Origin of the sequence: Salinibacterium sp. SWN248, assembly GCF_015864575.1 — a bacterium.
In the GTDB taxonomy this organism is placed as follows: Bacteria; Actinomycetota; Actinomycetes; order Actinomycetales; family Microbacteriaceae; genus Rhodoglobus.
In genome coordinates this window covers 39602-63812 of the sequence record NZ_JADYWW010000001.1, presented here as the reverse complement: position 1 = coordinate 63812, position 24211 = coordinate 39602, and the positions used below count along the sequence as shown (strand labels likewise).

25 protein-coding genes are annotated in these 24211 nt (G+C 62.4%); 17 read left to right on the top strand and 8 right to left on the bottom strand.

Annotated features, from left to right (window positions below; all coding sequences use genetic code 11):
* Positions 1-131: 131 nt before the first annotated feature.
* The 4 genes from I6E73_RS00315 to rhaS are packed head-to-tail and all read left to right on the top strand — an operon-like array spanning position 132 to position 4761.
* On the top strand, positions 132-1649 hold the full coding sequence (locus I6E73_RS00315) for a sugar ABC transporter ATP-binding protein (protein ID WP_197122127.1): 1518 nt from the start codon (positions 132-134) through the stop codon (positions 1647-1649).
* Positions 1646-2635, top strand: coding sequence for an ABC transporter permease (locus I6E73_RS00310; RefSeq protein WP_197107031.1), 990 nt, complete (start codon positions 1646-1648; stop codon positions 2633-2635). Before I6E73_RS00315 ends, I6E73_RS00310 begins: the two co-directional genes overlap by 4 nt.
* Positions 2632-3675 carry an ABC transporter permease gene (locus I6E73_RS00305; protein ID WP_197122122.1) on the top strand — a complete coding sequence of 348 codons (1044 nt, stop codon included), beginning with the start codon at positions 2632-2634 and terminating at the stop codon, positions 3673-3675. The genes I6E73_RS00310 and I6E73_RS00305 overlap by 4 nt, the downstream gene beginning before the upstream one ends.
* Before the next feature lie 60 nt (positions 3676-3735).
* Positions 3736-4761 (top strand): rhamnose ABC transporter substrate-binding protein, encoded by a 1026-nt coding sequence (rhaS, locus tag I6E73_RS00300; protein WP_197107033.1) that lies wholly within the window; start codon positions 3736-3738, stop codon positions 4759-4761.
* Positions 4762-4827: 66 nt separating this feature from the next.
* Here rhaS and I6E73_RS00295 read toward each other — a convergent pair whose 3' ends face one another.
* Positions 4828-5784, bottom strand: coding sequence for an NAD(P)-dependent oxidoreductase (locus I6E73_RS00295; RefSeq protein WP_231600491.1), 957 nt, complete (start codon positions 5782-5784; stop codon positions 4828-4830).
* Between the two features lie 90 nt (positions 5785-5874).
* Here I6E73_RS00295 and I6E73_RS00290 point away from each other — a divergent pair, with 90 nt between their 5' ends.
* Positions 5875-8445: a LuxR family transcriptional regulator gene (locus I6E73_RS00290; RefSeq protein WP_197122119.1), complete on the top strand. Its 2571-nt coding sequence runs from the start codon at positions 5875-5877 to the stop codon at positions 8443-8445.
* 36 nt (positions 8446-8481) lie between these two features.
* On the opposite strand, the gene I6E73_RS00285 is transcribed toward I6E73_RS00290, so the two are convergent.
* Positions 8482-8973: a hypothetical protein gene (locus tag I6E73_RS00285; RefSeq protein ID WP_197109072.1), complete on the bottom strand. Its 492-nt coding sequence runs from the start codon at positions 8971-8973 to the stop codon at positions 8482-8484.
* A gap of 94 nt (positions 8974-9067) precedes the next feature.
* Here I6E73_RS00285 and I6E73_RS00280 point away from each other — a divergent pair, with 94 nt between their 5' ends.
* Entirely contained in the window at positions 9068-9508 is a 441-nt protein-coding gene (locus I6E73_RS00280; RefSeq protein ID WP_197122116.1) for a nitroreductase family deazaflavin-dependent oxidoreductase, read from the top strand.
* Positions 9509-9539: 31 nt separating this feature from the next.
* On the opposite strand, the gene I6E73_RS00275 is transcribed toward I6E73_RS00280, so the two are convergent.
* Both I6E73_RS00275 and I6E73_RS00270 read right to left on the bottom strand, forming a co-directional pair.
* Entirely contained in the window at positions 9540-9914 is a 375-nt protein-coding gene (locus I6E73_RS00275) for a CrcB family protein (RefSeq protein WP_197109071.1), read from the bottom strand.
* Positions 9911-10384, bottom strand: a complete 474-nt coding sequence (locus I6E73_RS00270; protein ID WP_197122113.1) for a CrcB family protein — start codon at positions 10382-10384, stop codon at positions 9911-9913. The genes I6E73_RS00275 and I6E73_RS00270 overlap by 4 nt, the downstream gene beginning before the upstream one ends.
* Before the next feature lie 235 nt (positions 10385-10619).
* Between I6E73_RS00270 and I6E73_RS00265 the strand changes: the two genes are divergently transcribed.
* Together I6E73_RS00265 and I6E73_RS00260 are read left to right on the top strand one after the other, a co-directional pair.
* Positions 10620-11978 (top strand): TrkH family potassium uptake protein, encoded by a 1359-nt coding sequence (locus I6E73_RS00265; RefSeq protein ID WP_197122110.1) that lies wholly within the window; start codon positions 10620-10622, stop codon positions 11976-11978.
* Positions 11971-12669 carry a TrkA family potassium uptake protein gene (locus tag I6E73_RS00260; RefSeq protein WP_231600489.1) on the top strand — a complete coding sequence of 233 codons (699 nt, stop codon included), beginning with the start codon at positions 11971-11973 and terminating at the stop codon, positions 12667-12669. Before I6E73_RS00265 ends, I6E73_RS00260 begins: the two co-directional genes overlap by 8 nt.
* A gap of 36 nt (positions 12670-12705) precedes the next feature.
* On the opposite strand, the gene I6E73_RS00255 is transcribed toward I6E73_RS00260, so the two are convergent.
* A complete protein-coding gene (locus I6E73_RS00255) occupies positions 12706-13350 on the bottom strand; it encodes an alpha/beta hydrolase (RefSeq protein ID WP_197122107.1) in 645 nt (214 codons plus the stop codon).
* 85 nt (positions 13351-13435) lie between these two features.
* Here I6E73_RS00255 and I6E73_RS00250 point away from each other — a divergent pair, with 85 nt between their 5' ends.
* The 3 genes from I6E73_RS00250 to I6E73_RS00240 are packed head-to-tail and all read left to right on the top strand — an operon-like array spanning position 13436 to position 16874.
* Complete coding sequence (locus I6E73_RS00250) at positions 13436-15103, top strand: circularly permuted type 2 ATP-grasp protein (protein WP_197122104.1); 1668 nt, start codon at positions 13436-13438, stop codon at positions 15101-15103.
* Complete coding sequence (locus I6E73_RS00245; RefSeq protein ID WP_197107043.1) at positions 15097-16029, top strand: alpha-E domain-containing protein; 933 nt, start codon at positions 15097-15099, stop codon at positions 16027-16029. Before I6E73_RS00250 ends, I6E73_RS00245 begins: the two co-directional genes overlap by 7 nt.
* A complete protein-coding gene (locus I6E73_RS00240) occupies positions 16026-16874 on the top strand; it encodes a transglutaminase family protein (RefSeq protein ID WP_197122101.1) in 849 nt (282 codons plus the stop codon). Before I6E73_RS00245 ends, I6E73_RS00240 begins: the two co-directional genes overlap by 4 nt.
* Here I6E73_RS00240 and I6E73_RS00235 read toward each other — a convergent pair.
* On the bottom strand, positions 16871-18208 hold the full coding sequence (locus I6E73_RS00235; protein WP_197107045.1) for an MFS transporter: 1338 nt from the start codon (positions 18206-18208) through the stop codon (positions 16871-16873). The two genes, I6E73_RS00240 and I6E73_RS00235, sit on opposite strands and share 4 nt — an antisense overlap.
* Positions 18205-18621, bottom strand: a complete 417-nt coding sequence (locus I6E73_RS00230) for a MarR family winged helix-turn-helix transcriptional regulator (RefSeq protein WP_197122098.1) — start codon at positions 18619-18621, stop codon at positions 18205-18207. The genes I6E73_RS00235 and I6E73_RS00230 overlap by 4 nt, the downstream gene beginning before the upstream one ends.
* Positions 18622-18730: 109 nt before the next feature.
* Here I6E73_RS00230 and I6E73_RS00225 point away from each other — a divergent pair, with 109 nt between their 5' ends.
* From I6E73_RS00225 to I6E73_RS00205, 5 genes are read left to right on the top strand one after another with little or no spacing between them, the layout of a single operon-like run.
* Positions 18731-19657: an alpha/beta fold hydrolase gene (locus I6E73_RS00225; RefSeq protein ID WP_197122095.1), complete on the top strand. Its 927-nt coding sequence runs from the start codon at positions 18731-18733 to the stop codon at positions 19655-19657.
* Positions 19658-20119: an HIT family protein gene (locus I6E73_RS00220; RefSeq protein WP_197122092.1), complete on the top strand. Its 462-nt coding sequence runs from the start codon at positions 19658-19660 to the stop codon at positions 20117-20119.
* A 33-nt stretch (positions 20120-20152) separates the two neighbouring features.
* Positions 20153-21202, top strand: coding sequence for a biotin/lipoate A/B protein ligase family protein (locus I6E73_RS00215; RefSeq protein ID WP_197124984.1), 1050 nt, complete (start codon positions 20153-20155; stop codon positions 21200-21202).
* On the top strand, positions 21181-22239 hold the full coding sequence (locus tag I6E73_RS00210) for an iron ABC transporter permease (RefSeq protein WP_197107049.1): 1059 nt from the start codon (positions 21181-21183) through the stop codon (positions 22237-22239). Before I6E73_RS00215 ends, I6E73_RS00210 begins: the two co-directional genes overlap by 22 nt.
* The gene (locus I6E73_RS00205) at positions 22236-22991 is read left to right on the top strand and encodes a heme ABC transporter ATP-binding protein (protein ID WP_197107050.1); all 756 of its coding nucleotides are present in this window, start codon (positions 22236-22238) and stop codon (positions 22989-22991) included. The genes I6E73_RS00210 and I6E73_RS00205 overlap by 4 nt, the downstream gene beginning before the upstream one ends.
* A 34-nt stretch (positions 22992-23025) precedes the next feature.
* Here I6E73_RS00205 and I6E73_RS00200 read toward each other — a convergent pair whose 3' ends face one another.
* Positions 23026-23310: a GNAT family N-acetyltransferase gene (locus I6E73_RS00200; protein WP_197122089.1), complete on the bottom strand. Its 285-nt coding sequence runs from the start codon at positions 23308-23310 to the stop codon at positions 23026-23028.
* A gap of 76 nt (positions 23311-23386) precedes the next feature.
* On the opposite strand from I6E73_RS00200, the gene I6E73_RS14540 reads away from it, so the two are divergent.
* Positions 23387-24199 (top strand): M15 family metallopeptidase, encoded by an 813-nt coding sequence (locus I6E73_RS14540; RefSeq protein WP_197122087.1) that lies wholly within the window; start codon positions 23387-23389, stop codon positions 24197-24199.
* Positions 24200-24211: the final 12 nt, after the last annotated feature.

The following is a 24211-nucleotide window of genomic DNA, read 5'->3' as shown; positions in this document are numbered from 1 at the left end:
GGCATTTCTGATCACAGAGTATGCCCAATTCGATGGCTGGACTTGACGGGAACAGTGATCGCCACCTATCGTTTCTGAACAGCAGTGAATCGTTTCACTTAAGCTCATCTATTACAACGAGGTAGACAACGATGTCGATAAGCACGAAGCCAAGCGCACCGACGCTTGAGCTCTCACACATCGCCAAGACTTTTGGTTCTGTCGTCGCGCTGACCGACGGAACCCTCGCGCTGCACCCCGGTTCGATTCACGCTCTCGTCGGAGAAAACGGCGCGGGCAAGTCCACCCTGGTGAAAATCATCGCCGGTCTCTACCAACGGGATGGCGGCGACTTCACTCTCGAAGGCACAACCGTCGACTTCACCTCGACCGCTCAATCCAAGAGCGCGGGCATCGCTGTCATCTACCAAGAGCCGACGCTTTTTCCTGACCTGTCGGTGACCGAGAATATTTTCATGGGTCGCCAGCCCGTCAAGTCGCTCGGGCGCATCGATCGCAAGAGGATGCATACCGAAGCACTCGGCCTTTTTGAACGCCTTGGAGTGCGCATCGATCCTGATCGCCCCACCCAGGGGCTCTCAATCGCTGATCAGCAGATCATTGAGATCGCAAAAGCCATCTCCCTTGACGCCAAAGTGCTCGTGATGGATGAGCCGACCGCCGCCCTCAGTGGCGTTGAGGTTGAACGGCTCTTCGCCGTCGCTCGCAGCCTGCGCGACGAAGGCCGGGCGCTCCTCTTCATTTCGCACCGCTTCGAGGAAGTCTTCGAACTCTGCGACACCGTCACCATCATGCGCGACGGTGCCTACATCGCTACCAGCCCCATTGCCGAGACGACCGTAGACGAGATCGTTCGTCAAATGGTCGGCCGCGATGTCGCAGAGTTGTTCCCCAAGATTGATGCTCCCATCGGAGACGAAGTTCTTGTGGTCTCCGGGCTCACCGAGCCGGGCGAGTTCCACGACATCAGCTTCTCGGTTCGTTCCGGTGAGATCGTCGCGCTGGCGGGGCTCGTCGGGGCCGGCCGCAGCGAGATCGCACGAGCCATCTTCGGAGTCGATCCCTACAAGGCGGGCACCGTCACCATCAACGGAGTGCGCGTTCCGAAACGCAATCCGGCCGCAGCCATGAACCTCGGGCTTGCGCTCGTGCCAGAGGATCGTCGTCGCCAAGGGCTCGTTCTCGAATCATCCGTCGGTAAGAATGCGACGCTCGCTATTCGCTCAGCACTGGCCAAGTTCGGTTTTATTACGAGTGCCGTGGAGAACGCGAGCGCCCGCACCTGGGCTCAAAAACTTGAAGTGAAGACATCGGCGCTCGATACCGAAGTCGGCACCCTCAGTGGGGGAAACCAGCAGAAGGTGGTGCTGGCTAAGTGGCTTGCCACTAACCCGAGCTTGCTCATCGTCGACGAACCAACCCGTGGAATCGACGTGGGTACGAAAGCCGAAGTGCACCGTCTGCTCTCCGAACTCGCCGTTGAGGGCCTCGCCATCATCATGATCTCGAGCGAACTGCCTGAAGTATTGGGCATGGCCGACCGAGTTCTCGTGGTGCACGAAGGTCGCATCACGGCAGAAATTGATCGAGCGGATGCCACGGCTGAGTCCGTCATGTTCGCCGCAACCCACGCGGAGGTGGCCTCATGAGAGTCCTCAGCAAACTGATCAAGGCGCGCGAGACCGGAATCATGATCGCGCTCATCCTCGTGGTGGTTGTCGCGACAGCGCGCAACCCTACGTTCCTCTTCAGCCCTGACGGTTTTCGGGACCTGCTGCTGACACCGTCGATCCTGCTGCTTCTCGCGGTCGGCCAGGCGATCGTCATCATCACGCGCAGCGTCGACCTTTCGGTGGGTTCAGTGCTGGGGCTCACGGCCTACTTAACCGGCCGTCTCTTCATTGATCTGCCTGGCATCCCGATCATCGCGGTGTTTCTCATTGGAATCGTCTTCGGTGGCCTCTTAGGGCTTATCAACGGTGCCTTGGTGGCGTTCGCGAAAGTACCGGCACTCGTTATTACTCTGGGCACGTTGTATGCCTACCGCGGTATCAACGTGTTGTGGACCGGTAGCGACCGCATCAACGGTTCGGACCTTCCGACCGCGTTCTTGAGCCTCGGCACGAGTTCGCTCTTCGGAATCCCCTGGCTCACCATCATCGCCCTCGTTGTGCTGGTGGCTGCCGGATGGTTCCTGCGCACGCAGCGCGCCGGACGCGAGTTGTACGCCATCGGGTCCGATCCTGAAGCCGCGAACCTCTACGGGCTCAAGGTCACTCAGCGCGTTCTCGTTGCGTTCGTTTTCTCGGGAGCTCTTGCCGGGCTCGCCGGTGTTCTCTACGCCGCCCGCTATGGAACCGTGAGTTCCCAAGCCGGAGTCAACCTTGAGCTGCAGGCCGTCGGTGCTGCGGTGATCGGTGGTGTCGCCATCTTCGGCGGCAGCGGAACGGTCTGGGGTGCCGCAATCGGTGCGTTCCTCTTGCTCACCATCAACCGTGCGCTGCCGATTTTGGGAGTTCAGGATTTCTGGCAACGAGCGGTGGTCGGCGTTCTCATCATCGGCGCGATCGTGCTTGACCGCGTCCTCGCGCTTCGACAATCTCGCAAACTACTGGAAATGAGGGACGAGTCATGACCGGCACCACAGCGGCACGTACGTACCGCGACTACTCTCAGCCCCTCTGGCGCCGTCTCCTCATCTCCCGCGAAGCCGCCGTCATCGGCGCACTCGCCCTCGTCATCATCGTCTCGATGATCTCCGTGCGGGCCTTCGCTCAGCCGATCACGATCACTTACCTGTTCCTCGACATTGCGCCCATTCTTTTGATCGCACTGCCCATGACTCTGGTGATCATCACCGGCGAGATTGACCTTTCGGTGGCCAGCATTGTCGGCCTGTCGAGCGTCACCGTCGGTGTGCTTCACCAAAATGGGGTGCCGATTCCTGCTGCTGCGCTGGTCGCGCTCTTGGTGGGTCTCATCGCCGGTGCAATCAACGGAGCGCTCATCACTATGGTGGGGCTTCCGTCTCTTGCCGTGACCATCGGCACGCTCGCGCTGTACCGCGGGCTCGCTGTGGGCCTCCTCGGCACGACAGCAGTCACCGAGTTCAACAAGTTCTGGACTGACCTCGCTAAGTCCAAGATCGGCGAGACTGCGATCCCCAGTGTGGTGATTCTGATCGTGGTGCTGGCACTGGTGTTCGGCATCCTGCTCCACTTCACTACCTTCGGCCGGGGCATCTTCGCGATCGGGCTCAGCCCTGAGGCAGCTCGCTTCTCGGGCGTGAACGTTGAACGCACCAAGTTCATCCTCTTCATGCTGAGCGGTATCGTCTCGGCACTCGCGGGGATCTATTACACCCTTCGCTTCGGCAGCGCTCGTGGCGACAACGCGACGGGCCTTGAGCTGTCGGTCATCGCCGCCGTGCTTCTCGGTGGGGTCTCGATCTTCGGTGGTCGTGGGGCTCTTCCCGGTGTACTCGCCGGAGCGCTGCTCATCGGAACCCTCGCGAGCGCACTTCGGCTCGCCAACGTCACGTCTGACGTCATCAACGTCATCACAGGAACGCTGCTGATCGCGTCTGTGGTGGGAACAAGCTTCTTGGCTTGGGTGCGCAATAAGCGCGCTCGTCCTGGAGGAACCAAAGGGAGCTCACCGACCGCGACCGGTTGAGTTTCTTGCACCAGTGTCGGTGTCACAGTCATCGACTCACATCCCCAAAGGAGAACGACGATGTTTAACTCTTCAAAGCGCGCCGGAGCATTCGCTGCACTCGCAGTGAGCTTCGCGCTTGTGGCCACAGGTTGTGCTGCAACCGGTGGCGACAGCAGCGGCGACGGCGATGGCAACTTGGCCATCACCTTCCTGCCCAAGAACCTCGGAAACGCTTACTTCGATACTTCGGATGCCGGTGGAGAAGAAGCCATCGCCGAGTTCGGTGGAACCTTCGCTGAAGTTGGCCCCGCAACGGGAAGCCCCGACGGACAGGTCAGCTACATCAACACGCTTACCCAGCAGGGTGTTGGAGCGATCGCTCTCTCGGCTAACGACCCCTCGGCTCTCTGCGACGCCATCGGCGAAGCACGGGATGCTGGAGTGAAGGTCGTCACGTTCGATGCTGACACCAGCGCCGACTGCCGCGACCTCTTCATCAACCAGGCCGACTCCGAAGGAATCGCTAAGGTTCAGGTTGACCTGATCGCTGAGCAGATCGGTGACGCAGGACAGATCGCTATCCTTTCGGCTACCGCCAACGCCACGAACCAGAACGCGTGGATCGAACTCATGAAGACTGAGCTCGCCGCCAACCACCCCGACATCGAGCTCGTCGAGGTCGTTTATGGTGACGACGACGACCAGACGTCCTTCGACAAGACTGCAGCACTGCTGCAGACCTACCCGGAGCTCAAGGGCATCGTTTCGCCCACCACTGTTGGTATCTCGGCTGCGGCTCGTTACCTCCAGGACTCGTCCTTCAAGGGCAAGGTTCAACTGACTGGTCTCGGAACCCCGAACCAGATGCGCGATTTCGTCAATGACGGAACCGTCACAGCATTCGCTCTGTGGAACCCGGGTGACCTCGGTTACCTTGCTGCTTACGGTGCCAAGGCACTGATCGAGGGCGACATTACTGGTGCAGAAGGCGACGAATTCGACGCTGGAAAGCTCGGAAGCTACACGGTCGGCGCCGACGGCGTTGTGCTGTTGGGCGACCCGTACACCTTCAACAAGGACAACATCGCGGACTTCGACTTCTAAGTCTCCCGCAACGCACGAATGGCCCATCGGTTGAGAAACCGGTGGGCCATTTGCGTAGCTAAAGCGCTAGCGCCCGTCAATCACCACGTGGGCAAGCGGCTCGCCAGCGACGAGCCGACGCGCTTGCTCGCGCATGACGGCATCCACTCGGGCGTGCATGGCTGAGGTTGCGCCGCCGATGTGCGGGGTGATGGTGACGCCGGGCGTCGACCAGAGCGGGTGATCGCTGGGCAGCGGTTCCGGCTCAGTGACGTCGAGCGCCGCGCGAACGTGACCGGTGGATGCCGCAGCCACGAGGGCGTCGGTGTCGACGATCTTGCCCCGAGACACGTTCACGAGCAGCGCGCCGGGTTTCATCGCCTCTAGGAAGGCGGCGTCGACGAGCCCTGTGGTCTCGTCGCTGAGGGGCACGGCGATCGCCACGATGTCGGCTTTGGCGAGTAACGCGGGCAGGGCATCCATGGATTGCACGGCGCCGCGAGCGTCGCTGCGGTTGGTGCGGGCGACGCGCACAACGTTGGCGTCGAAGGGGGCGAGCTTGTCGGCGATCTGGTTGCCGACGCCACCGGCGCCGACGATGACGACGGTTGTGCCCGCAACTCCGGGCTGTTCGTGCTGGTCCCAGATGCCGGTCTGTTGGTGAGCGAAGTGCTGAGGAAAGCCGCGCTGCTCAGAGATGATCATGCCGACCGCGAGCTCCGCGGTGGAGGCTTCGTGCACGCCAATGGCGTTGCAGTAGGTGATGCCAGCCGGCAGACGGCTCTCGACGCCGTCATAACCGAGGGATTGCGACTGGAGTGCTGCGACATCCATTCCGGCAAAGGATGCGAGACCGCCACTCGCGCCGAGGTAGCCGAGGAGCGCGAGGTCGACGTGCACCGGGGGAGCACCGTCGGCTGGACCCCAGAGAATGACGTTCACGTCGGGCAATTGCGGAGCCAGTCGGTCGTGAGTGTGCTGGTCCGGTAGGGCGATGGTGATCATGGCGCAGGTCTCCTGAGTGGGGCATCGGGCGGCGATCATTCCAGCATGCCTTATGGATGGTTATTCAGGTTGTAACGCCCGGCCACTATGCTGGCGGCCACATCATTGGTCGAGGCGGGGAGGCAGGTCATGGCACGGTGGCCGGTTCTGCCCCGTGAAAGTGAGCGGGATGCTGTGCTTGCGGCCCTTCGCGGCCCTCGACCACGTTCGGTGATGTTGCGCGGTCCGAGTGGGGTCGGCAAGACAACATTGGGCGCCCACATCTCGCAGGCTCTGCGCGCCGATGGACGCACGGTGATCCCCGTCATTGGCCTCGCTGAGCTCGTGGATGTTCCCCTCGGGGCCCTCGCCCCGGTGCTGGCCAGTGCGGGCAGGCACGACATCGAGAGCGTGAGCGATCGTGTTCAAGCGCTCGTTGGAGTGGTGGGGGAGAACCCGCAGAAGTTCGTTCTCGTCATCGATGACGCTCCGCTCTTGGATGCTGTTTCTGCGAGCGTGCTCTACCAACTGGTGCGCGTCTTCGGCGTCACAACGCTGCTGACCGCCCGTGACTCCCACGAAGTCGACGGCCCCCTTGCCCGGTTGCTGCACGAGAATCTCATCGACATTGTCGAGCTTGACGGGTTGAGTCTCGAACACAGCCAGTCGATCCTCCAACAGTATTTGGGCGGAACACTGCGCCCCGAGAGCCTTCGCGCCCTGTTCGAGGCGAGCCGCGGCAACCCGCTGATGCTGCGCGAACTGATCTTCGCGGCGGGGCGAGCTGGCGGCATCCGCAGCGGTGATTTTGGTGTTGAGGTGGCGGTCGCGACCCTACCGAAGCACGTGCGCGCAACGATTGCCGATCGAGTTCAGCAGCTCACCGCCGTGCAGCGTCGTCTGGCTCAGCTCATTGCTATTGCGCAGCCGATTCCGCGAGCCGTGATCCGTGAGCCCGAAGGCGATGCGCTCGCCTTCCTCACGAGCGAGGGCATCGTGGAAGACACCGGCGATGAGCTCACGCCGCTGGTGCGGCTTGCCCACCCTCTCTTCGCGGAGGCACTCACGATCGATCTCGTGCAGGCCGAACGGGCGGAACTAGTGAAGGAGATCGCGGGCCGACTGCTGCCGATGGGCGATCAGCAACTGCGATTCACCGCGACTGTTCTGCTTACCTCGACCGACGCCGCGATCAGCGACGACGACCTTGATTGGGCAGCGAGTTACGCGCATGCGGCGGGTGACCATGCTGTTGCGGCCTCACTCGCGGAACGCGCCCAGCTTACTGAGCGGCGCTTTGCGCCCGAGCTCGTGTTGGCCAGTGCGCTTTCTGCGCTAGCGGAGTCTGAGCGTTCTTCTGCGGTGTTTGAGTCTGCGATCCGTCTTGCGAATGACGACGAACAGCGTGCCATGGCGCTCGCCCGCTGGGGGCAGCACATGGTGTACCGGCTGTCCCGGCCCTCCGATGCGGTTGATCGGGTCACGTGCGAACTATCGAGAATGGATGCTCGCGGCCAGGCCGTGCTGCGGCCAGAACTGGCCAAGTGGCAGCTCATGACCGGAGACGCTCACGCCCTCGCCCACGCCGCTGACCCGGTGTCGTCAGATGGCGGACTCGGCGCCGTCAACGCGGGCCTCACAGCGGCGATGATGGCAACGATGGCGGGCAACCCTGAGGATGCTTTTGCGGCAATCGCTCACACCCGCCCCCTTGCTGACGCCTTCCGTTTCGAAGCACCCTTTGCGAGCTCGCTTCTCGACCTTTCCGAGTTTTTGGCACTCGTTGCCGCCGCGGAGATGGTTCGAGCCCGTGATTTTGCCGCCCAGCGCCGCCTCGACCGTTTCGCAGACTCCGCAGGCGTGTGGTCCTATGCGCTCGCCACTGTGCGCCTTCACGAGGGGCGGTTGAGCGACGCCCAATCACTCGCGACTCTCGCCGTTGAGCAATTGAGATGGCGCGACTTCACGGGATTGCTGGGCACCGCTATCGCCTTGCACGCGACCGTCGACGCGCAGTTGGGCGAGCCCGAAACAGCCAGAGAGCTGCTCTCCGAAATCACTCCAGAGAATGCCGGCGATGCCAAAGTCATTTTGCAGCGGGCCGAGTGCGAGGCCTGGTTGCTCGCGGCCGAGGGGCGCACCGACGAAGCTGCGGGAGTGATCGCCGCGGCCGCAGCTGAGGGCATCATCCTCGGTCACTTCCTGCTGAGCGCCCTGACTCTTACTGTGGCGATTCGGGTGGGGCATCCCGCTGTTGCGCGCGAACAACTGGAACTGCTGACGCACCTCTCGCCGTCGCCGCTGGTGGCCCGCATCCGCGACTGGGCAGAGGTGGCAGCCGAAGCGGATGTCGCCCGCCTCTGTGAGCTCGCCCCTGCCCTTGCCTCGTCGGGAGTGGCTGCGCTCGCGGTCGATGGTCTTCTCAACGGTGCGCGCTGCGCGGCCAAGGCAGACCGGCGCGAGTTGGAGCGCAAAGCAACGTTGCTCGCCCGCCGCCTCGCTGCCGATATGGATCAGGTGCCGGGGGAGTCACACGCTGCCGAGCTCACTGAACGGGAGTGGACAATTGCCCGGGCTGCTGCTGGCCGCAAACGCAGTCGCGAGATTGGCCAGCAGCTCGGGTTGTCTGTCAGAACCGTTGACAACCATTTGGCTCGCATTTATCGCAAGCTGGGTGTCAAGGGTCGGGTTGAGCTTGAAGAGGTTCTTGCCGAGCTGTAGCTGTAGCTGTAGCTGCGGCGAGAACGCGGTGGGTCGTTACCCTTCGTTTGCAGACACGATCATGTTCACGATCGTGCCGTCTTCTTCGGTGGTTCCCCAGGAATATTGAATGATCCAGTTGTCGTTTTGCAGACCGTAGAGGAATCCCTCGTCGCCGAGAGAGATCTCGGACACCATTTCAAAGCCGCTGGAGATGAGCGTGTCGTAGCCGGCTTGAGCGCCCGCTTCATCCCCCACGTTGATGGTGGCGCTGTAGCCATCATCGATGCCGAGCGAGAAGAGGATGTCGCCGTCTGGCGCGGGCACTTCTGCAGGCCACGACTTCGGCAACGAGCCTCCCGTGCCGTCGCCATCGACATCCACGTCGACACCGGTTGCGCCCTCAATCGCGTTTTCAACGGTGTTCTCGATGAGGTTGTCAGTGAAGTCCTCGAGCGGGTTGCCGAAGCAACCGGAGAGGGAGACGGAGAGCCCTGCCGCAAGGGAGATGGCGATGGCGCTTTTCAGCGCGCGCTGTGAAGTGATCATGCGCCAAGTAAACTCCTCGGCCGTGCTCGGGCGCGTGAGTAGAAACTACCTATCTCTGAGTAACAGGCTCAGGCTCGGGCGGTAGCGTTGAGGCATGCCGCTTACAGGAGAATACGAACCCAGCACGTCAGAGTGGGCCCGCAATCAGGCCGACGTTTTTGAGAACAGCAACGGCCATGAGGGCAACCTCATGCGCGGGATGCCAATCATTGTGTTGACCACGGTGGGCGCCAAATCTGGCAAGCTGCGCAAGACCGCGCTCATGCGAGTGGAACACGATGGCCACTATGCCGTTGTTGCTTCGCTGGGTGGGGCGCCGAAGCATCCGGTCTGGTACCACAACATCGTCGCTCAGCCGCACGTTGAGCTGCACGATGTGGGTGTCAAGGGCGACTTTATGGCCCGCGAAGTGGCCGGTGACGAGAAGGCTCTCTGGTGGGAGCGTTCGGTCGCGGCGTACCCCGACTATGCGGACTACCAGGCCAAGACTGAGCGCGAGATTCCGGTCTTCGTGTTGGAGCCGATCAGCGCCTAAGTGCGCCGTGGGGACCGAGCGGACGGTCGGGTCAGAGTGCCCGACCCAGCATGAGCCCGAGTGCCGCCATCAGTACGGCAACGGCAAGCATGCCGAAGGAGTTGGCGATCGCGAGCCACACCCGGTTTTCTTGCAGCAATCGCAGGGTCTGAAAGCTCGTCGTGCTGAACGCGGTGAAGCCTCCGACCATCCCGACCCCGGCATAGAGACCGAGTTCTTCGGGCACAAAGTGCCCGGCTGTCATCCCGGTAATCAGGCCGAACAGGAACGATCCGCTGATGTTGATGATCGACATCGCCACCGGATAGTTGGTGCGGATGCGGCGGTGCACGAACGCGTTCACTGCCAGTCGAAGAGCGGCGCCCATCCCACCCGCGACGGTGATGAAGAGCGCCCCGATGATCATCGAACCAACCGTTCGTGTTGGCGCACAATGCGGTACCAGCTCTTCGACGTGAAGACGCCAAGCCAGACCGCTCCCGCTCCGGCGATGAGGGTTGCGCTGCCATAGGCAACAGCGAGCAGCACGTGGTGGTGTTCCGAGACGATCACGATGTCAACCGCGAGCTGCGCGTAGCTCGTGAGGGCTCCCAAGAAGCCGACGGCGGTGAGCAGGCGGATGACGCGCATCCTTCTCGATTCCTGACGTTCGGCCAGGGTTTGCAGCAGCAGCCCGAGCAGGAATGGGCCGGCGATGTTGACGACGACGGTGCCGAGCGACAGGGTCTCCCAAATCGGGGTGGTCTGCGCGATGATGAACCGCACTGCAGCACCGAGACCGCCGCCGAGGGCAGCGAGCGCAAGGTGGCGGGGCCGGATGCGGATCATCTCCGGCATCCCCACAACGGTGCGGGTTATCTCAATGTCGCTGTTCATGGGCAGCCGCGCCCGAAGGCGTCGGCGCCAGCGCGGAAAATACCACGGTCGACGGAGGGGCGCGTGAAGTTCGTCGGGTTCGGCCTGCGCTCGATCGGTTCGGGTGCGCTCGCCCCGAGTCCGGTCATCCGGGGCGTGGGGCACGGCGAGGTCTCCGGTCGTTGCGGTGGTTGACGTTAAGAATAGCGAATGAGAAGTCGTTACGTTTGGCCCCAAACAGGCGTACTGTATGCCGGTGCACAACATCCTTCGCGGGACGGGTAATAAGCGAAAACTGGTACACCCAGCGCAGCTCACCCTTCTCGGGTTTTTGATCGGTATCGCAGCGGGAACCGCCCTGCTGGCGCTACCTATTTCGCGTACCGGTCCCGGCGGCGCCACTCTCGTTGAGGCGTTCTTCACTGCCGTGTCAGCGATGTGTGTGACCGGCCACGTGATCGTCGATACCTCTACTTACTGGACGGGCTTCGGCCAAGTTGTCATCATGGTGCTCATTCAGGTGGGCGGCTTCGGTGTCATGACCTTCGCCTCCATCATCGGCATCGCGGTGGTTCGCCGCCTCTCGCTGCGCTCTCGGATTACGGCCGCCGCCGAAACCAAGAATGTTGGTTTCGGTGACGTGCGGTCACTGGTTCTCGGTGTGCTCAAGATTTCGTTGATCATCGAGGGCGCCGGTGCGCTCATCCTGTTCTTCTGGTTCTTGCTTCGCTACGGCTACAGCGTGGGGGAGGCGGCGTGGCTTGCGGCCTTCCACGCAGTCTCGTCGTTCAACAACGCCGGCTTCGCGCTCTTCAGCGACAACATGATGACATTCGTTGACGACCCGGTGGTCTCGCTCACACTGTGTGCCGAGATCATCCTGGGTGGCCTCGGCTTCCCGGTGATCATTCAACTGCTGCGCTTTGGCGGCAACCGCCTCAAGTGGAGCATGAATACGCGCATCGTCGTTGCCGCGACACCGCTGCTGCTTGTCGCGGGTGCCGCCTACATCACGCTCATCGAGTGGAACAATCCCGCGACCCTCGGCCCGCTCGACTGGCACACCAAGCTTCTGGCCGGCTTCTTCCAATCCGTGCAAACCCGCACCGCCGGCTTCAACAGCATCGATATCGGCGCCATGAGCGAAGCGACCCAGTTCGGGATGACCGCGCTCATGTTCATCGGAGGCGGCCCCGCCGGCACCGCCGGCGGCATCAAGGTCACGACATTTGCGGTGCTGTTCTTCATCCTCCTCGCGGAGGTGCGCGGAGACGGCGTCGTGAACGTTTTCGGCAAGCGACTGTCGCGCGCGGTGCACCGCCAAGCGATCGCGGTGGTCTTGCTCTCGGTGGGCGTCGTCGCGACATCCACCATCGCCATCATGCTGCTCTCGGGGCTGCCGCTGGGCCCCGTGCTGTTCGAGACGGTGTCGGCCTTCGGAACGGTGGGCCTGTCGGAGGGCATTACGCCGGAGCTGCCGATTGCGGCGCAACTGATTCTTGCGGTGCTCATGTTTGTGGGCCGCCTTGGCCCGATTGGTTTTGCTACCGCGCTCGCTCTGCGTGAGCGCGCTGTCCTGTATGAACTTCCCAAAGAAAGGCCGATCATTGGCTAAGTTGCGCATGTTTTCTGGTTCGGATGCCTCTACCGTGGCTGCGGCAGATTCTGTGGCGGTGATCGGGCTTGGCCGTTTCGGTCGCGCTCTCGCGCTGGAGCTCATGGCCAACGGCACCGAAGTTCTCGGGGTCGATCTGGATGAGTCAATCGTGCAAGAACTCAACGGCCACCTCACCCATGTTGTTGCGGCTGACTCCACGCGCGAAGAGGTGCTGCAGCAGCTGGCCGTGCCCGAGTTCGACCGCGTGGTCGTCGCGATCGGTAGTGACATTCAGGCGAGCATCCTCACGACCTCACTGCTGTTGCGGTTCAACGTTGCCCACGTGTGGGCGAAAGCGGTGAGCGATGCGCACGGCACAATCCTGGAGCAGCTCGGCGTGAGTCACGTGATTTATCCCGAAAAGGAGATGGGGCGCCGGGTCGCTCATCTCGTGCGCGGTTCGATGCAGGACTACCTCGAGATCGGCGACGGGTTCTCGCTCGTGAAGATGGCTCCGCCCATCGCCATCATTGGCAAGACGCTCGGAGAATCCCGCGTGCGTGCCACCGCGGGCGTGACAATTACGGCGGTGCGCCCGCACGGTGGGGCGTGGACCTACACCGACCAAGACACTCTGATCGCCGCCGACGACACCATTCTTGTTTCCGGCCCCACAAACAAGGCGGAAGCGTTCAGCCTCCGTCGCTAACGGGATGGCCAAGCAGTCGGTGCGCGCGAGCGGCTGTTAGCGCAGCGAGCTCAACCAGATCTCGCAGAGTGCCTGCCACGCTTCGGCTGGGGTGCCTTCGGCGAGCCCCAAGCCGTGCTTGCCGTCGGCGAAGACGTGCAGTTCGTGGCGCACTCCGGCTGCTGCCAATGCCGCAGCGAGTGGGTAGGAGTGCTCTGCGACCGGAACGGGCTCGTCAGCGGCGGTGTGCCAGATAAACATCGGGGGAGTGGCGGGTGTCACCAGCAACTCAAGGGAGGTGTCCTCCCGAAGATAGTCGTTGGCATCCAGCCCAATGAGTTCTTCGCGTGACCCGGCGTGCGTTGGCGTCATCATGCTGACAACGGGGTAGCTGAGCACCGCAAAATCGGGGCGTTCCTCGGGCTTCGCGACGGGCGCGACGGCGGCGTGACCAGCCAGATGGCCGCCAGCCGAGAACCCCAAAACACCCACCAACGGGGCTCCTAGCGCACGTTCTTTCGCAATTTCAGACTGAATTGCCAGCAAAGGGGCTGGATGCTTCGAACTGACGGGGTACTCAACGACGCGGGCATTCCAGCCAATCGATCGCAACCAGGCAGCAACGGGCTCGCCTTCGTGGGGTGCGAGTCGCGAATACCCTCCGCCGGGGAGAACAAGAATTGTGGGGAGGTTGGCAGCCATTACTTAACTGTAAATTGTGCAAGACATTTCGGCTGAATCAACGCACTAGCGAGCGGAAATTACACAATCGGCCTAGTGTCTGTACATGGCAGATTTGTTTGACGGATACACATCAAGCGCCTCCAAACGCACCGGACCAGCCGCGTGGGATGAGATGTTCTCTGCCGATAGCGAGATACGTCGCCCCTACCGCGAGATTCATGACGCGCTGGCGCAAATGACGCAGGAAGAGCTGCGCGGACGTACTGAAGCACTCGCCGACAGCTACCTCGCCCAGGGCGTTACTTTCGACTTTGCTGGCGAAGAGAGACCCTTTCCTCTGGATGCTGTTCCCAGAGTTATTGACCTCTCCGAGTGGAAACAGGTCGAGTCGGGGGTTAAGCAGCGCGTTCGAGCGCTCGAAGCATTCCTGGCCGACATCTACGGGCCCCAGAATGCCATCAAAGATGGTGTGATTCCCGCTCGGATGATCACCTCATCCAGTCATTTCCATCGGCAGGCGGCCGGTATTGAGCCGGCTAATGGCGTACGTATTCAGGTCAGCGGTATCGACCTCATCCGTGACGAAGTTGGTGCGTGGCGCGTTCTCGAAGACAACGTGCGCGTGCCCAGTGGTGTGAGCTACGTCATCTCGAACCGTCGAGTGATGGCGCAGACGCTGCCCGAACTGTTCGTCTCGATGCGGGTTCGCCCCGTCGGCGACTACCCGCACAAGCTGCTGCAGGCTCTGCGCGCCAGTGCGCCGGGCGGCGTGGATGAACCCAACGTCGTTGTGCTCACTCCGGGTGTCTACAACTCCGCGTACTTCGAGCACACGCTGCTCGCCCGCCTCATGGGCGTCGAGCTCGTAGAAGGTCGTGACCTCTTCTGTTCCGGTGGTCGGGTCTGGATGCGCACCACCGCCGGTCCCACCCGCGTCGACGTGATCTATCGCCGGGTTGACGACGAGTTCCTCGACCCGCTGCAGTTCCGTGCCGACTCGATGTTGGGCAGCCCGGGCATGATGCTCGCGGCTCGCCTCGGAAACGTCACGATCGCCAACGCGGTCGGAAACGGTGTTGCCGACGACAAGCTCGTGTACACCTACCTGCCCGATCTCACCGAGTACTACCTCGGCGAGAAGTCGATCATCCCGAACGTTGATACGTGGCGGCTCGAAGATCCGGGAGCACTCGAAGAAGTGCTCGACCGTCTTGATGAGCTCGTGATCAAGCCCGTTGATGGCTCCGGCGGTAAGGGCCTCGTGATTGGCCCAGCGGCATCCAAGGCTGAATTGGAGACGCTCAAGAAGCAGCTCCTCAAGGATCCCAGGGGCTGGATTGCGCAGCCTGTCGTGCAACTGTCGACGATTCCGACGGTCGTGGACGACGGTATGCGCCCGCGTCACGCCGACCTTCGCCCCTTCGCGGTCAACGACGGAAACGATGTCTGGGTGCTGCCGGGTGGCCTCACTCGCGTCGCCTTGCCCGAGGGTCAATTGGTGGTCAACAGTTCGCAGGGTGGTGGCTCGAAAGACACCTGGGTTGTCGGTCGCGAAAAGGTTCAGGAGTCCGAGAGCACGCTTCAGGGCCTTGTCGAACGTCAGGCCGATACCGAAGCGATCACGGTCATCACTCCCGAAATGCTGCTCGAAGCATCCGGGCATGCTGACCATGTTGAAGATCAGGACAGCACGCGAACGCTCACTCAGCGTCAGCGCCAAGAAGAGCAGCAACAGCAAAACGTCGACATCGAGGGAGGTCAATCATGCTGAGCCGCATTGCAGAATCACTGTTCTGGATCGGGCGCTACATTGAGCGTGCTGACGGAACCGCCCGCATCCTCGACGTTCACCTTCAGCTGTTGCTTGAAGACCCGTGGATTGAAGAAGACGATGCCTGCCGCGCCCTCTTGAGCGTGATGGGCAGCGAGGCCCCGGCTGACGCTGTTCTCACCCGCGGCGATGTGCTGTCGATCCTCGCCGTTGACCGCACCGAGCCCGCCTCGATTGCGTATTCGCTCGGCGCCGCCCGCGAGAACGCTCGTCGTGCTCGCGAGATCGTGTCGACCGAACTGTGGGAGTGCCTCAATACAACGCAGGCTCGGATGCCGCGCCGCATTTCCGGAGACAAAGTCAGTGACTTTTTCGCCTGGGTTCGCGAGCGCTCCGCTCTTGCCGTGGGAATCATCGAGTCCGCGACGAGTCGGGACGAAGCGTGGCAGTTCTTCACGCTCGGTCGCAGCCTCGAACGCGCAGACATGACGGCGCGACTGCTGGCCACCCGCAGTCTCACGGAGGCCAGTGGTCCGTCGTGGACGACCATCCTTCGTTCCTGTGGTGCCTATGAGCCCTACTTGCGCACCTACCGCGGTGTGCCGAGCGCGAGCAATGCGGCCGAGTTCTTGCTGCTTGACCGGTTGTTCCCGCGCAGCATCCTGTTCTCGGTGTCGCGGGCAGAGGATTGCATGCGTGAGCTTGAGCCGCGCCGCATGAACCGGGTGGGGGTCGGCGACGATGCTCAGCGACTGTTGGGCAAGATCCGCAGTGAGCTCGAATATCGACCGATTGCCGAAATTTTGGATGACCTGCCGCACCACATGGATCGTGTGCAGGCAGCAACGAGTGCGGCTTCGGAGGCAGTGCGTCAGCGCTACTTCCCCACGAATGCTGCTCCCGAGTGGGTTGGAGAGATCTCATGAAGCGTCTCAGGATCGTTCACTCCACAGGGTTTAGCTACGGCGGAGAAGTCACGGCCTCTTATAACGAGGCGCGGATGCTTCCTGCCAGCGTTGAGGGCCAACTCGTGTTGTTCTCCAACTTGGATATCTTGCCGCTCTCGAGCCAGAGCAACTATGTCGACTATTGGGGAACCCGCGTCGCCTCGTTCGAGGTGCTGACGGGCCACAAGGAGTTGTCGCTCACCGCGACGAGTCTGGTCGAGGTCCACGAGCGCACCCACGACTCCGAGTCCATCGGCTGGGCGGAGATGGCAGCCACGGCCGAGCTCTCGATGGAAGCTGTCGAGAACTTGAGCCAGACCCTGCGCACCGAGCCCCCCGCTGAAGTGATTGCGCTCGCGAAAGACATCGCGGCTAAGTCAGATGATGCGTGTGCTGGTGCCCTCGAAATTTCGATGGCCATCGGTAACGCGATTCAGTACATGAGCGGTGTCACTGGGGTAGCGACGACGGCGACAGAGGCCTGGACTGGAGGCAAGGGTGTCTGCCAAGATATCGCGCATCTCGCTTTGGGCGCGCTGCGTTCCGTTGGCGTTCCTGCCCGCTATGTGTCTGGCTATCTGCACCCGAAACCGGATGCCGCAATCGGTGAAACGGTCGTCGGGGAATCCCACGCGTGGATCGAATGGTTCTGCAACGGGCAGTGGCGTGGCTACGACCCCACCAACCTCATCGACATCGGTGACCGGCACGTGCTCGTGGGTCGCGGCCGCGACTACAACGATGTGCCGCCGCTGCGTGGTGTCTATGCGGGCCCCTTCGGCTCAAAGCTGTTCGTGAGTGTGGAGATTACCCGCGAGGCCTAACTCGTGCGTCGGGTCGTGGTTTCCACGATCGCGATCTCTTGCGTCGCGAGCTCACGCTCTTCATCGGGCGTGGGCTCGGGTGGGAAGCGCAAGCGCAGACGGAAGCGGCTTTCGGGCACGCGGCCCACGCGCATCCCACGACTGTAGACGAGCCAGATGATGGCGGCAGCAGCGGCAAGCAAGCCGGAGAGAGCGCCGATACCGAGTGCCCAGCGGGGTCCGAGTTCGTTGGCTGCCCAGCCGACGATGGGGGCGCCGATCGGCGTTCCGCCCGCGAAGATTGCGAGGTAGAGCGCCATGACACGACCGCGCATGATGGGTGTTGTCGAGGTCTGCACGTAGGCGTTGGCGGTCGTCATCATGGTGAGCGAGAAAACGCCAATGATGGTGAGGGCGGCGCCGAACGTCCAATAGCTGGGGGCGAAGGCGGCGAGGAGACAGGCGAGCCCGAAGAAGGCAGAACCCACGATGACCACCCCGAAGCGCGCGTGCTCGCGGCGGGCAGCGAGCAGGGAGCCGACGACGGCACCGACCGCCATCATCGATGAGAGCAGGCCGAATTCGGCCGCTCCCTTGCCGAAGACTCCCGTGGCCATGGTCGCGATGAAGACCGGGAAGTTGAAGCCGAAGGTTCCGACGAGAAAGACCATGACGAGCACGATCAGGATGTCCGGCCGACCGCGAACGTAGCGCAGCCCATCCCGAATCTGACCTTTCGCTCGGCCAAGCTTGGCCACGGGGAACAGCTGCCCGCGCCGCATGAACCAGAGCGACGCCAGCACGCCGGCGAAGGATGCCGCGTTCACGATGAACACCGGCCCGGCACCGATGGCGGCGACGAGCACGCCCGCCACGGCGGGACCGATGAGGCGAGCGGTTTGAAACGACATCGAATTGAGCGCCACCGCGTTGGGTAGGTCTTTGTCGCTCACGAGTTCGGAGACAAACGCTTGGCGGGCCGGAGCGTCAATCGCGGTCGCGACTCCGAGCAGGAGTGCGAACACGTAGACCTGCCACAACTGCACGTGACCTGAGATCACGAGGATGCCGAGCCCGAGAGCGAGAGCGAACTGGCTGAACTGGGTCCACAGCAGCACGGTGCGGCGGTCGAAGCGGTCGGCGATAATTCCGGTGAGCGGCATCAGCAGCAGCATGGGGCCGAACTGCAGCGCCATGGTGAAGCCGAGAGCGGCGGCGTCGTAATCGGTCAGGTCGGTGAGAACGATCCAGTCTTGGGCGGTGCGTTGCATCCAGGCGCCGGTGTTGGAGACGACAGCACCGATGATCCAGAGGCGATAGTTGAAGAGGCGAAGCGAGCGGAACATAGCGCTCACGAATTGGCCAACTTCAGTAGAACGGGAATGGCAGCGTGCAGGGCGGCATGCTCCTCGGGACTGAGCCCCTCGAGCTCTGCGGCGAACCAGGCTGCGCGGCGTTGACGGGTCTTGTCTACCAACTCAACTCCGACATCCGTGGCTTCAATGAGCACTTTGCGGCCGTCGTCTGGCGAGCTGGAGCGGGTGATCAGGCCTTCGTCGCTGAGGCAGTTGACGGTGCGGTTCATCGAGGGCGGGGTGACGTGTTCATGCTCGGCGAGGGCGGCGAGGGTGCTGCCGCCGTGGTGAGTCAGCACGTAGAGAACGGAGAGTTGGCTGTCGCTGAGGGTGTCGTCGTGACGCTGCTGGCGGATGCGACGAGCGATACGCATGAGAGTGATTCGAAGCTCGTCGTCTAGTTTGTCTGGCACTTTCGTTAGTTTAGCAAATTAGTCTTGCTAACTAAATGTGAATCTGGCCGGCTTTACCCATATTGCTTCGAACTTCACCGCCGTAGAATGGGTGCAGCAAGGAGGCCCAATGCCCAAGTTCACAGTGCCACGAACTGATCACTCCTACACGGATGCCCATGGAGTGACGATTCACTATTACGGGTGGCAGTCGCCCAAAGCCCATGCGGTGCTTCAGCTCACGCACGGCCTCGGCGACCACGCCCGCCGCTACGAATATCTCGCCCAAGCGCTCGTCGCTGCCGGCTACACGGTGTATGCCGACGACCACCGTGGGCACGGTGCGACCGGTCTCGACCAGAACGCGGGCGACGCCAGCAAGCTGGGCAAGCTCGGCAAGGGCGGCCTGCGGGCGGCGACCGAAAATATCCGCGACCTCACGAAGATTATTCGGGCCGAAAACCCCGACCTTCCGCTGGCGCTCCTCGGCCACTCGTGGGGCTCGCTCATGGTGCAAGACGTGATCAACCACCATTCCGCGGAATATGAAGTAGCGATCCTTACCGGCACCGCCCACCGCACCTTCGCCCACATGAACAGCGGCAACCTCAACGCCAAGCACAAAGACCTCGGCACCACCGGCTACGAATGGCTCAGCCGGGATCCGCAGATCGCTGAAGACTTCGTTCACGATCCGCTGACCTTCTATGCGGATGCTCTCAAACTCTTCGGCCCCATCGACGGCATGCGTCTGCTCGGTCGTCCGGCCAAACACCTCAAGCGCGACATCCCGATTCTCATCATGATCGGCGACGAAGATTCGCTCGGTGGCGAAGCAAGCATTGAGGCGCTCGCCGCAGACTACGTGGTGCGCTCCAAACTCACCGACGTTGAGGCCATCGTGTATCCGGGTGCCCGCCACGAAATCTTCAACGAGACCAACAAAGACGACGTCATCACCGACCTCGTGGTGTGGCTCGATGCTCGGCTCAAGCCCGTGCATCCTGATGCGACGCCTCCGGCGCCAGCCCACCCCGAGGCGACCGAACCTAAATAAATGGCATCAATTTTCACTGAGATTCTGAACGGCCGCTCGCCCGGGCGCTTTATCTGGGCGGATGACCGTGTCTTTGCCATTCTCACGATCGAGCCCCGCAAGCCAGGTCATGTGCTCGTGATCCCGCGCCTCGAGGTCGATCGGTGGAGCGAGCTCGACGAAGATCTCGCGATGCACATTTTCCGTGTCGGGCGCCTTATTGGTCTTGCGCAACGCGACGAGTGGGATGCCGACCGCGTCGGGCTCATGTTCGAGGGCTACCGGGTACCACACGCGCACTTGCACGTCTGGCCGTCGTGGAATGTGTATGAATACAGCCACACGGGCATCAACCGTGACCCGGGTGCCGCGGCTCTCGACGAGGCTTTTCAGCGATTGCGGGCCCGCATGATCGAGCACGGTCATGGTGAGTTCGTGCCGCCACTCGACTGGTCAATTCCGCAGGCTGACACTGCCCAGTAGGCTGGATTCAGTACAACTAGACAGGGGTGAGTGATGCACGGCGAATTCAAGGTGCCCGGCGGAAAACTCGTAGTGGTCGATCTCGACGTTGTCGACGACGCCATCACCAACTTCCGGCTCGCCGGCGACTTCTTCCTCGAGCCGGATGACGCTCTCGAAGACATCAACGCCGCCATCAACGGGCTCCCCGCAAACTCTGACGCGAAGACCATCACGGCCGCGATTCAGCAGGCGCTGCCCGAGGGCACCGTGATGCTCGGCTTCTCTGCCGAGTCGGTCGCCACGGCCATCCGCCGTGCACTGCAACGTGCCACGACCTGGAAAGACTACGACTGGCAGATCGTCACCGGGCCGCCTCTCGAACCGCGCATGCAAATGGCGATGGATCAGGTGCTCTCCGAAGAGGTAGCCTCCGGTCGCCGCCAACCCACTCTGCGCATCTGGGAGTGGAACAAGCCCGCCGTTGTTATCGGCAGCTTTCAGTCTCTGCGCAACGAAGTTGACCTTGAGAACGCGAAGAAATTCGGCTTCGAGGTTGTTCGTCGCATCTCGGGTGGTGGCGCCATGTTTATGGAAGCCGGCACCGTCATCACCTACTCGATCTACGCGCCGGTCGAACTCGTGCAGGGCATGACCTTCGCCGACTCGTATGCCTTCCTCGACGAGTGGGTCATCATCGCCCTCAAGTCACTCGGCATTGACGCCAGCTACCAACCCCTTAACGACATCGCGAGCCCGACCGGCAAGATCGGGGGAGCAGCCCAGAAGCGTCTCGGCGCCGGTGCTGTGCTGCACCACGTGACCATGAGCTACGACATTGATGGCGAAAAGATGGTGCAGGTGCTGCGCATCGGTCGCGAGAAAATGAGCGACAAGGGCACCAAGTCGGCAGCCAAGCGCGTCGACCCGCTGCGCAGCCAGACCGGCATGGAACGTGCCGACATCATCGACGCCATGGTTGCCACCTTCCGAGGGCTGCACGGTCTCACCGACAGCGAATTGACCAGTGACGAGATCGCGCGCGCTGAAGAACTCGTGACTGAAAAGTTCGGCACCGAAGAATGGTTGCAGCGCGTTCCGTGAACACCACTCTCCGCGGCCTGACCCTCACGCTCACCCTTGCCGCGCTGCTGCTGGGCGGCATCGTGGCGTCGGCCGTGCTCGGGCAACTGCCCGTGAGCGCCGCCGAAGTTGGCGGATCTCTGCTGCGCTCGCTCGGCATCCAGAACGCCTGGGCACCCACCGATTCGATCGTGGAATCCACGCTCTGGGTGGTGCGTTTTCCGCGGATTGCGATGGCCATGGTCGTGGGCGCAGCACTCGCCGTTGCCGGTGCCGTGATGCAAGCCATCTTTGGCAACCCGCTGGCGGAGCCTGGCGTCGTGGGAGTCTCATCCGGTGCCGCTCTGGGCGCCGCGATTGCCATCGTGGTGGGCGTTGCCGCGCTCGGTGACAGTGCGATTGCGCTCTTCGCTTTTGTCGGGGGGCTGCTCGCGACCCTGCTCGTCTACTTCGTGTCGCGGGCCAACGGTCGCACCGAAGTCGTGACGCTGCTGTTGACCGGTATCGCCGTGAACGCCTTCGCTGGCGCAGGCCTCGCGTTCTTGCTGTTCGTCGCCGACTCGGGCAGTCGCGAACAGATCGTGTTTTGGCAACTGGGCTCGCTCAATGGTTCGCGCTGGAGCGAAGTGCTCATCGTCGCTCTCGTCACTGCGATCGGCCTTGTTGCCGCCGTGGTGCTCGCGCGCCCCTTCGACCTGCTCGCGTTGGGGGAGCGCAACGCTCGTCACCTCGGTGTGAACGTTGAGCGCCTGCGCATCGTGTCGATCGTGATCGTCGCACTTCTCACCGGTGTGGCCGTGGCGTTTGTTGGAATCATTGCCTTCGTCGGTCTGGTTGTGCCGCACGCGATGCGTATGGCAATAGGGCCAGCCCATCGCCCACTCATCGTCGCGAGCGCTGTCGGCGGCGCAGTGCTGCTCGTGCTCTCCGACCTGCTCGCCCGCTCCGTCGTGCCCGGTGGTGACCTGCCGATCGGCCTCCTCACCTCGCTCGTCGGCGGCCCCTTCTTCTTCTACCTCCTCTTCCGCCAACGCCGCCAGAGCGGAGGCTGGGCATGATTAGTGCACGCAACGTCAGCGTTCGGCTCGACTCTCGCGCCATCCTCGACGACGTCAGTCTCGACGTGGCCCCCGGCGAAGTCCTCGCACTCGTCGGGCCCAACGGTGCCGGAAAGTCGACGCTGCTCTCAGTCTTGAGCGGCGACCGCAAGCCAGACAGCGGAACCGTGACCATTGATGGGCGGGACCTTGGCGGCATCCGACATGCGGAGCTCGCCCGCCTGCGTGCCGTGCTCACTCAAGAGAACACGGTGAGTTTTCCGTTCCGAGTTTCTGAAGTAGTTGCGATGGGGCGCAGTCCCTGGTCGCGATCGCTCGAGAGCCGCGACGACGTTGCCGTTGTCAATAACGCGCTAGCCGTGACGGATGTTGCCCATCTGGGGGAGCGTCGGTTCACCACGCTCTCCGGCGGCGAAAAGGCGCGCGTCTCGCTCGCGCGGGTTCTCGCTCAGCACACCCCTGTCGTGTTCTTGGATGAGCCGACCGCGGCCCTCGACCTGCGCCACCAAGAAGACGTCATGCGAGTCGCTCGCTCGATAGCTGCCGATGGCCGTGCCGTCGTGGTCGTGCTGCACGACCTCAGCCTCGCCGGCGCCTACTCCGATCGACTCGCCCTTATTGCCCACGGCACTCTCGACGCGATTGGCACTCCCAGCGAAGTGCTCACCGCCGAGCGGGTAGAGCGCGTGTACGGTCTCGCCGTCGACTTGCACGACGTTGGTGGGCATCCGGTAGTCGTTCCCCGTCGCTGACGGCAGCGACAGGAAGACCGGCCGCGAAGAGTGACTAGCGGCTGAGAAGGTCGCGGTACTCGGGGTGATCGGTGATGAACTTATTGATGAATTCGCACTTTGCGACAACGCGGGTTTCACTTTCGGCACGCACCAGATTCAGGGCGCCGCGGGCTAGTTCGCTGCCGCGACCTCGGCCCCGAAATTTGGGATCAATCTCGGTGTGCACAAAAACGATCTGATCGTCCCGCAGCTGGTAGTCGGCGAGCCCGGCCTGCACGCCATCGACAAGCAACTCGTACCGGTGCATTGCAGGGTCGTGGATAACTTCGCTGGCCATTCTCAAAGCCTAGTCGCGGTGTCTCTGCTGGGGATGTGTTCTGCGGCGCGTCAAAGCATGGGAATAGTATCGATGGGTGTCTGATTCTCCTCCCCCCAAATCCGGCGGGTCACGCCGACGTTTGATCATCATTGCTGTCTCAGGCTTTGTGTTGATCGTTATCGCCGCAGTGGCTTCGTTTGTCGCGCTTGAGCCGAGCCCCGAGCCGGTTGCGACCGCAACCCGCACGCCGACACCGACTCCCACTCCCACCCCGACTCCGACACCTACCCCCACGCCCACGTTCGACAAAGCTCAGTTCTCCAACGACGACGCGACCAGCCTCTGGGTCGTCGCGAACAAGTTGCGTCCGCTCAGCCCGCAAACCTACGAACCAAACCTCGTGTTCGTCGATGTCGCGTATGCGTACGAGCCGTATCTGACGTCGGATGCCGCAGCCGCCGTGGTCGAGATGTTCACCGCGTTCAACGCCGAAACCGGGCTCCAGATGCAGTCGCAGAGCTCGTACCGCAGCTACTGGTCGCAAGAGAGCGTGTACGCGGGATGGGTATCGAGCCTCGGTCAGGAGGCAGCTGACCTCACGAGCGCGCGACCAGGACACAGCGAACACCAAACCGGTCTCTCGATTGACGTGAGCGCGTTGCCTGCGAATTGCACCCTCGATCAGTGCTTTGGTGACACTCCGCAGGGGCAATGGTTGGCGGCAAATGGGTGGAAGTACGGCTTCACTGTCCGCTATCCCGAGGGAAAAACCGACATCACCGGTTACGAGTACGAGCCATGGCACATGCGCTACGTGGGCAAGGAACTTGCCGCTGAACTTCACAGCACGGGCATCGAAACTCTGGAGGAGTTCTTTGGGCTGCCTGCCGCACCGAACTATGGCTAGCCGCTGGCACCC

What these genes read in the sequence shown, in the direction of transcription:
- I6E73_RS00315 (WP_197122127.1), top strand. Translation starts at nt 132, where the DNA reads ATGTCGATAAGCACGAAGCCAAGCGCACCGACGCTTGAGCTCTCACAC.
- I6E73_RS00310 (WP_197107031.1), top strand. Translation starts at nt 1,646, where the DNA reads ATGAGAGTCCTCAGCAAACTGATCAAGGCGCGCGAGACCGGAATCATG.
- I6E73_RS00305 (WP_197122122.1), top strand. Translation starts at nt 2,632, where the DNA reads ATGACCGGCACCACAGCGGCACGTACGTACCGCGACTACTCTCAGCCC.
- rhaS (WP_197107033.1), top strand. Translation starts at nt 3,736, where the DNA reads ATGTTTAACTCTTCAAAGCGCGCCGGAGCATTCGCTGCACTCGCAGTG.
- I6E73_RS00295 (WP_231600491.1), bottom strand. Translation starts at nt 5,784, where the DNA reads ATGATCGCCGCCCGATGCCCCACTCAGGAGACCTGCGCCATGATCACC.
- I6E73_RS00290 (WP_197122119.1), top strand. Translation starts at nt 5,875, where the DNA reads ATGGCACGGTGGCCGGTTCTGCCCCGTGAAAGTGAGCGGGATGCTGTG.
- I6E73_RS00285 (WP_197109072.1), bottom strand. Translation starts at nt 8,973, where the DNA reads ATGATCACTTCACAGCGCGCGCTGAAAAGCGCCATCGCCATCTCCCTT.
- I6E73_RS00280 (WP_197122116.1), top strand. Translation starts at nt 9,068, where the DNA reads ATGCCGCTTACAGGAGAATACGAACCCAGCACGTCAGAGTGGGCCCGC.
- I6E73_RS00275 (WP_197109071.1), bottom strand. Translation starts at nt 9,914, where the DNA reads ATGATCATCGGGGCGCTCTTCATCACCGTCGCGGGTGGGATGGGCGCC.
- I6E73_RS00270 (WP_197122113.1), bottom strand. Translation starts at nt 10,384, where the DNA reads ATGAACAGCGACATTGAGATAACCCGCACCGTTGTGGGGATGCCGGAG.
- I6E73_RS00255 (WP_197122107.1), bottom strand. Translation starts at nt 13,350, where the DNA reads ATGGCTGCCAACCTCCCCACAATTCTTGTTCTCCCCGGCGGAGGGTAT.
- I6E73_RS00250 (WP_197122104.1), top strand. Translation starts at nt 13,436, where the DNA reads ATGGCAGATTTGTTTGACGGATACACATCAAGCGCCTCCAAACGCACC.
- I6E73_RS00245 (WP_197107043.1), top strand. Translation starts at nt 15,097, where the DNA reads ATGCTGAGCCGCATTGCAGAATCACTGTTCTGGATCGGGCGCTACATT.
- I6E73_RS00240 (WP_197122101.1), top strand. Translation starts at nt 16,026, where the DNA reads ATGAAGCGTCTCAGGATCGTTCACTCCACAGGGTTTAGCTACGGCGGA.
- I6E73_RS00225 (WP_197122095.1), top strand. Translation starts at nt 18,731, where the DNA reads ATGCCCAAGTTCACAGTGCCACGAACTGATCACTCCTACACGGATGCC.
- I6E73_RS00220 (WP_197122092.1), top strand. Translation starts at nt 19,658, where the DNA reads ATGGCATCAATTTTCACTGAGATTCTGAACGGCCGCTCGCCCGGGCGC.
- I6E73_RS00215 (WP_197124984.1), top strand. Translation starts at nt 20,153, where the DNA reads ATGCACGGCGAATTCAAGGTGCCCGGCGGAAAACTCGTAGTGGTCGAT.
- I6E73_RS00210 (WP_197107049.1), top strand. Translation starts at nt 21,181, where the DNA reads ATGGTTGCAGCGCGTTCCGTGAACACCACTCTCCGCGGCCTGACCCTC.
- I6E73_RS00205 (WP_197107050.1), top strand. Translation starts at nt 22,236, where the DNA reads ATGATTAGTGCACGCAACGTCAGCGTTCGGCTCGACTCTCGCGCCATC.
- I6E73_RS00200 (WP_197122089.1), bottom strand. Translation starts at nt 23,310, where the DNA reads ATGGCCAGCGAAGTTATCCACGACCCTGCAATGCACCGGTACGAGTTG.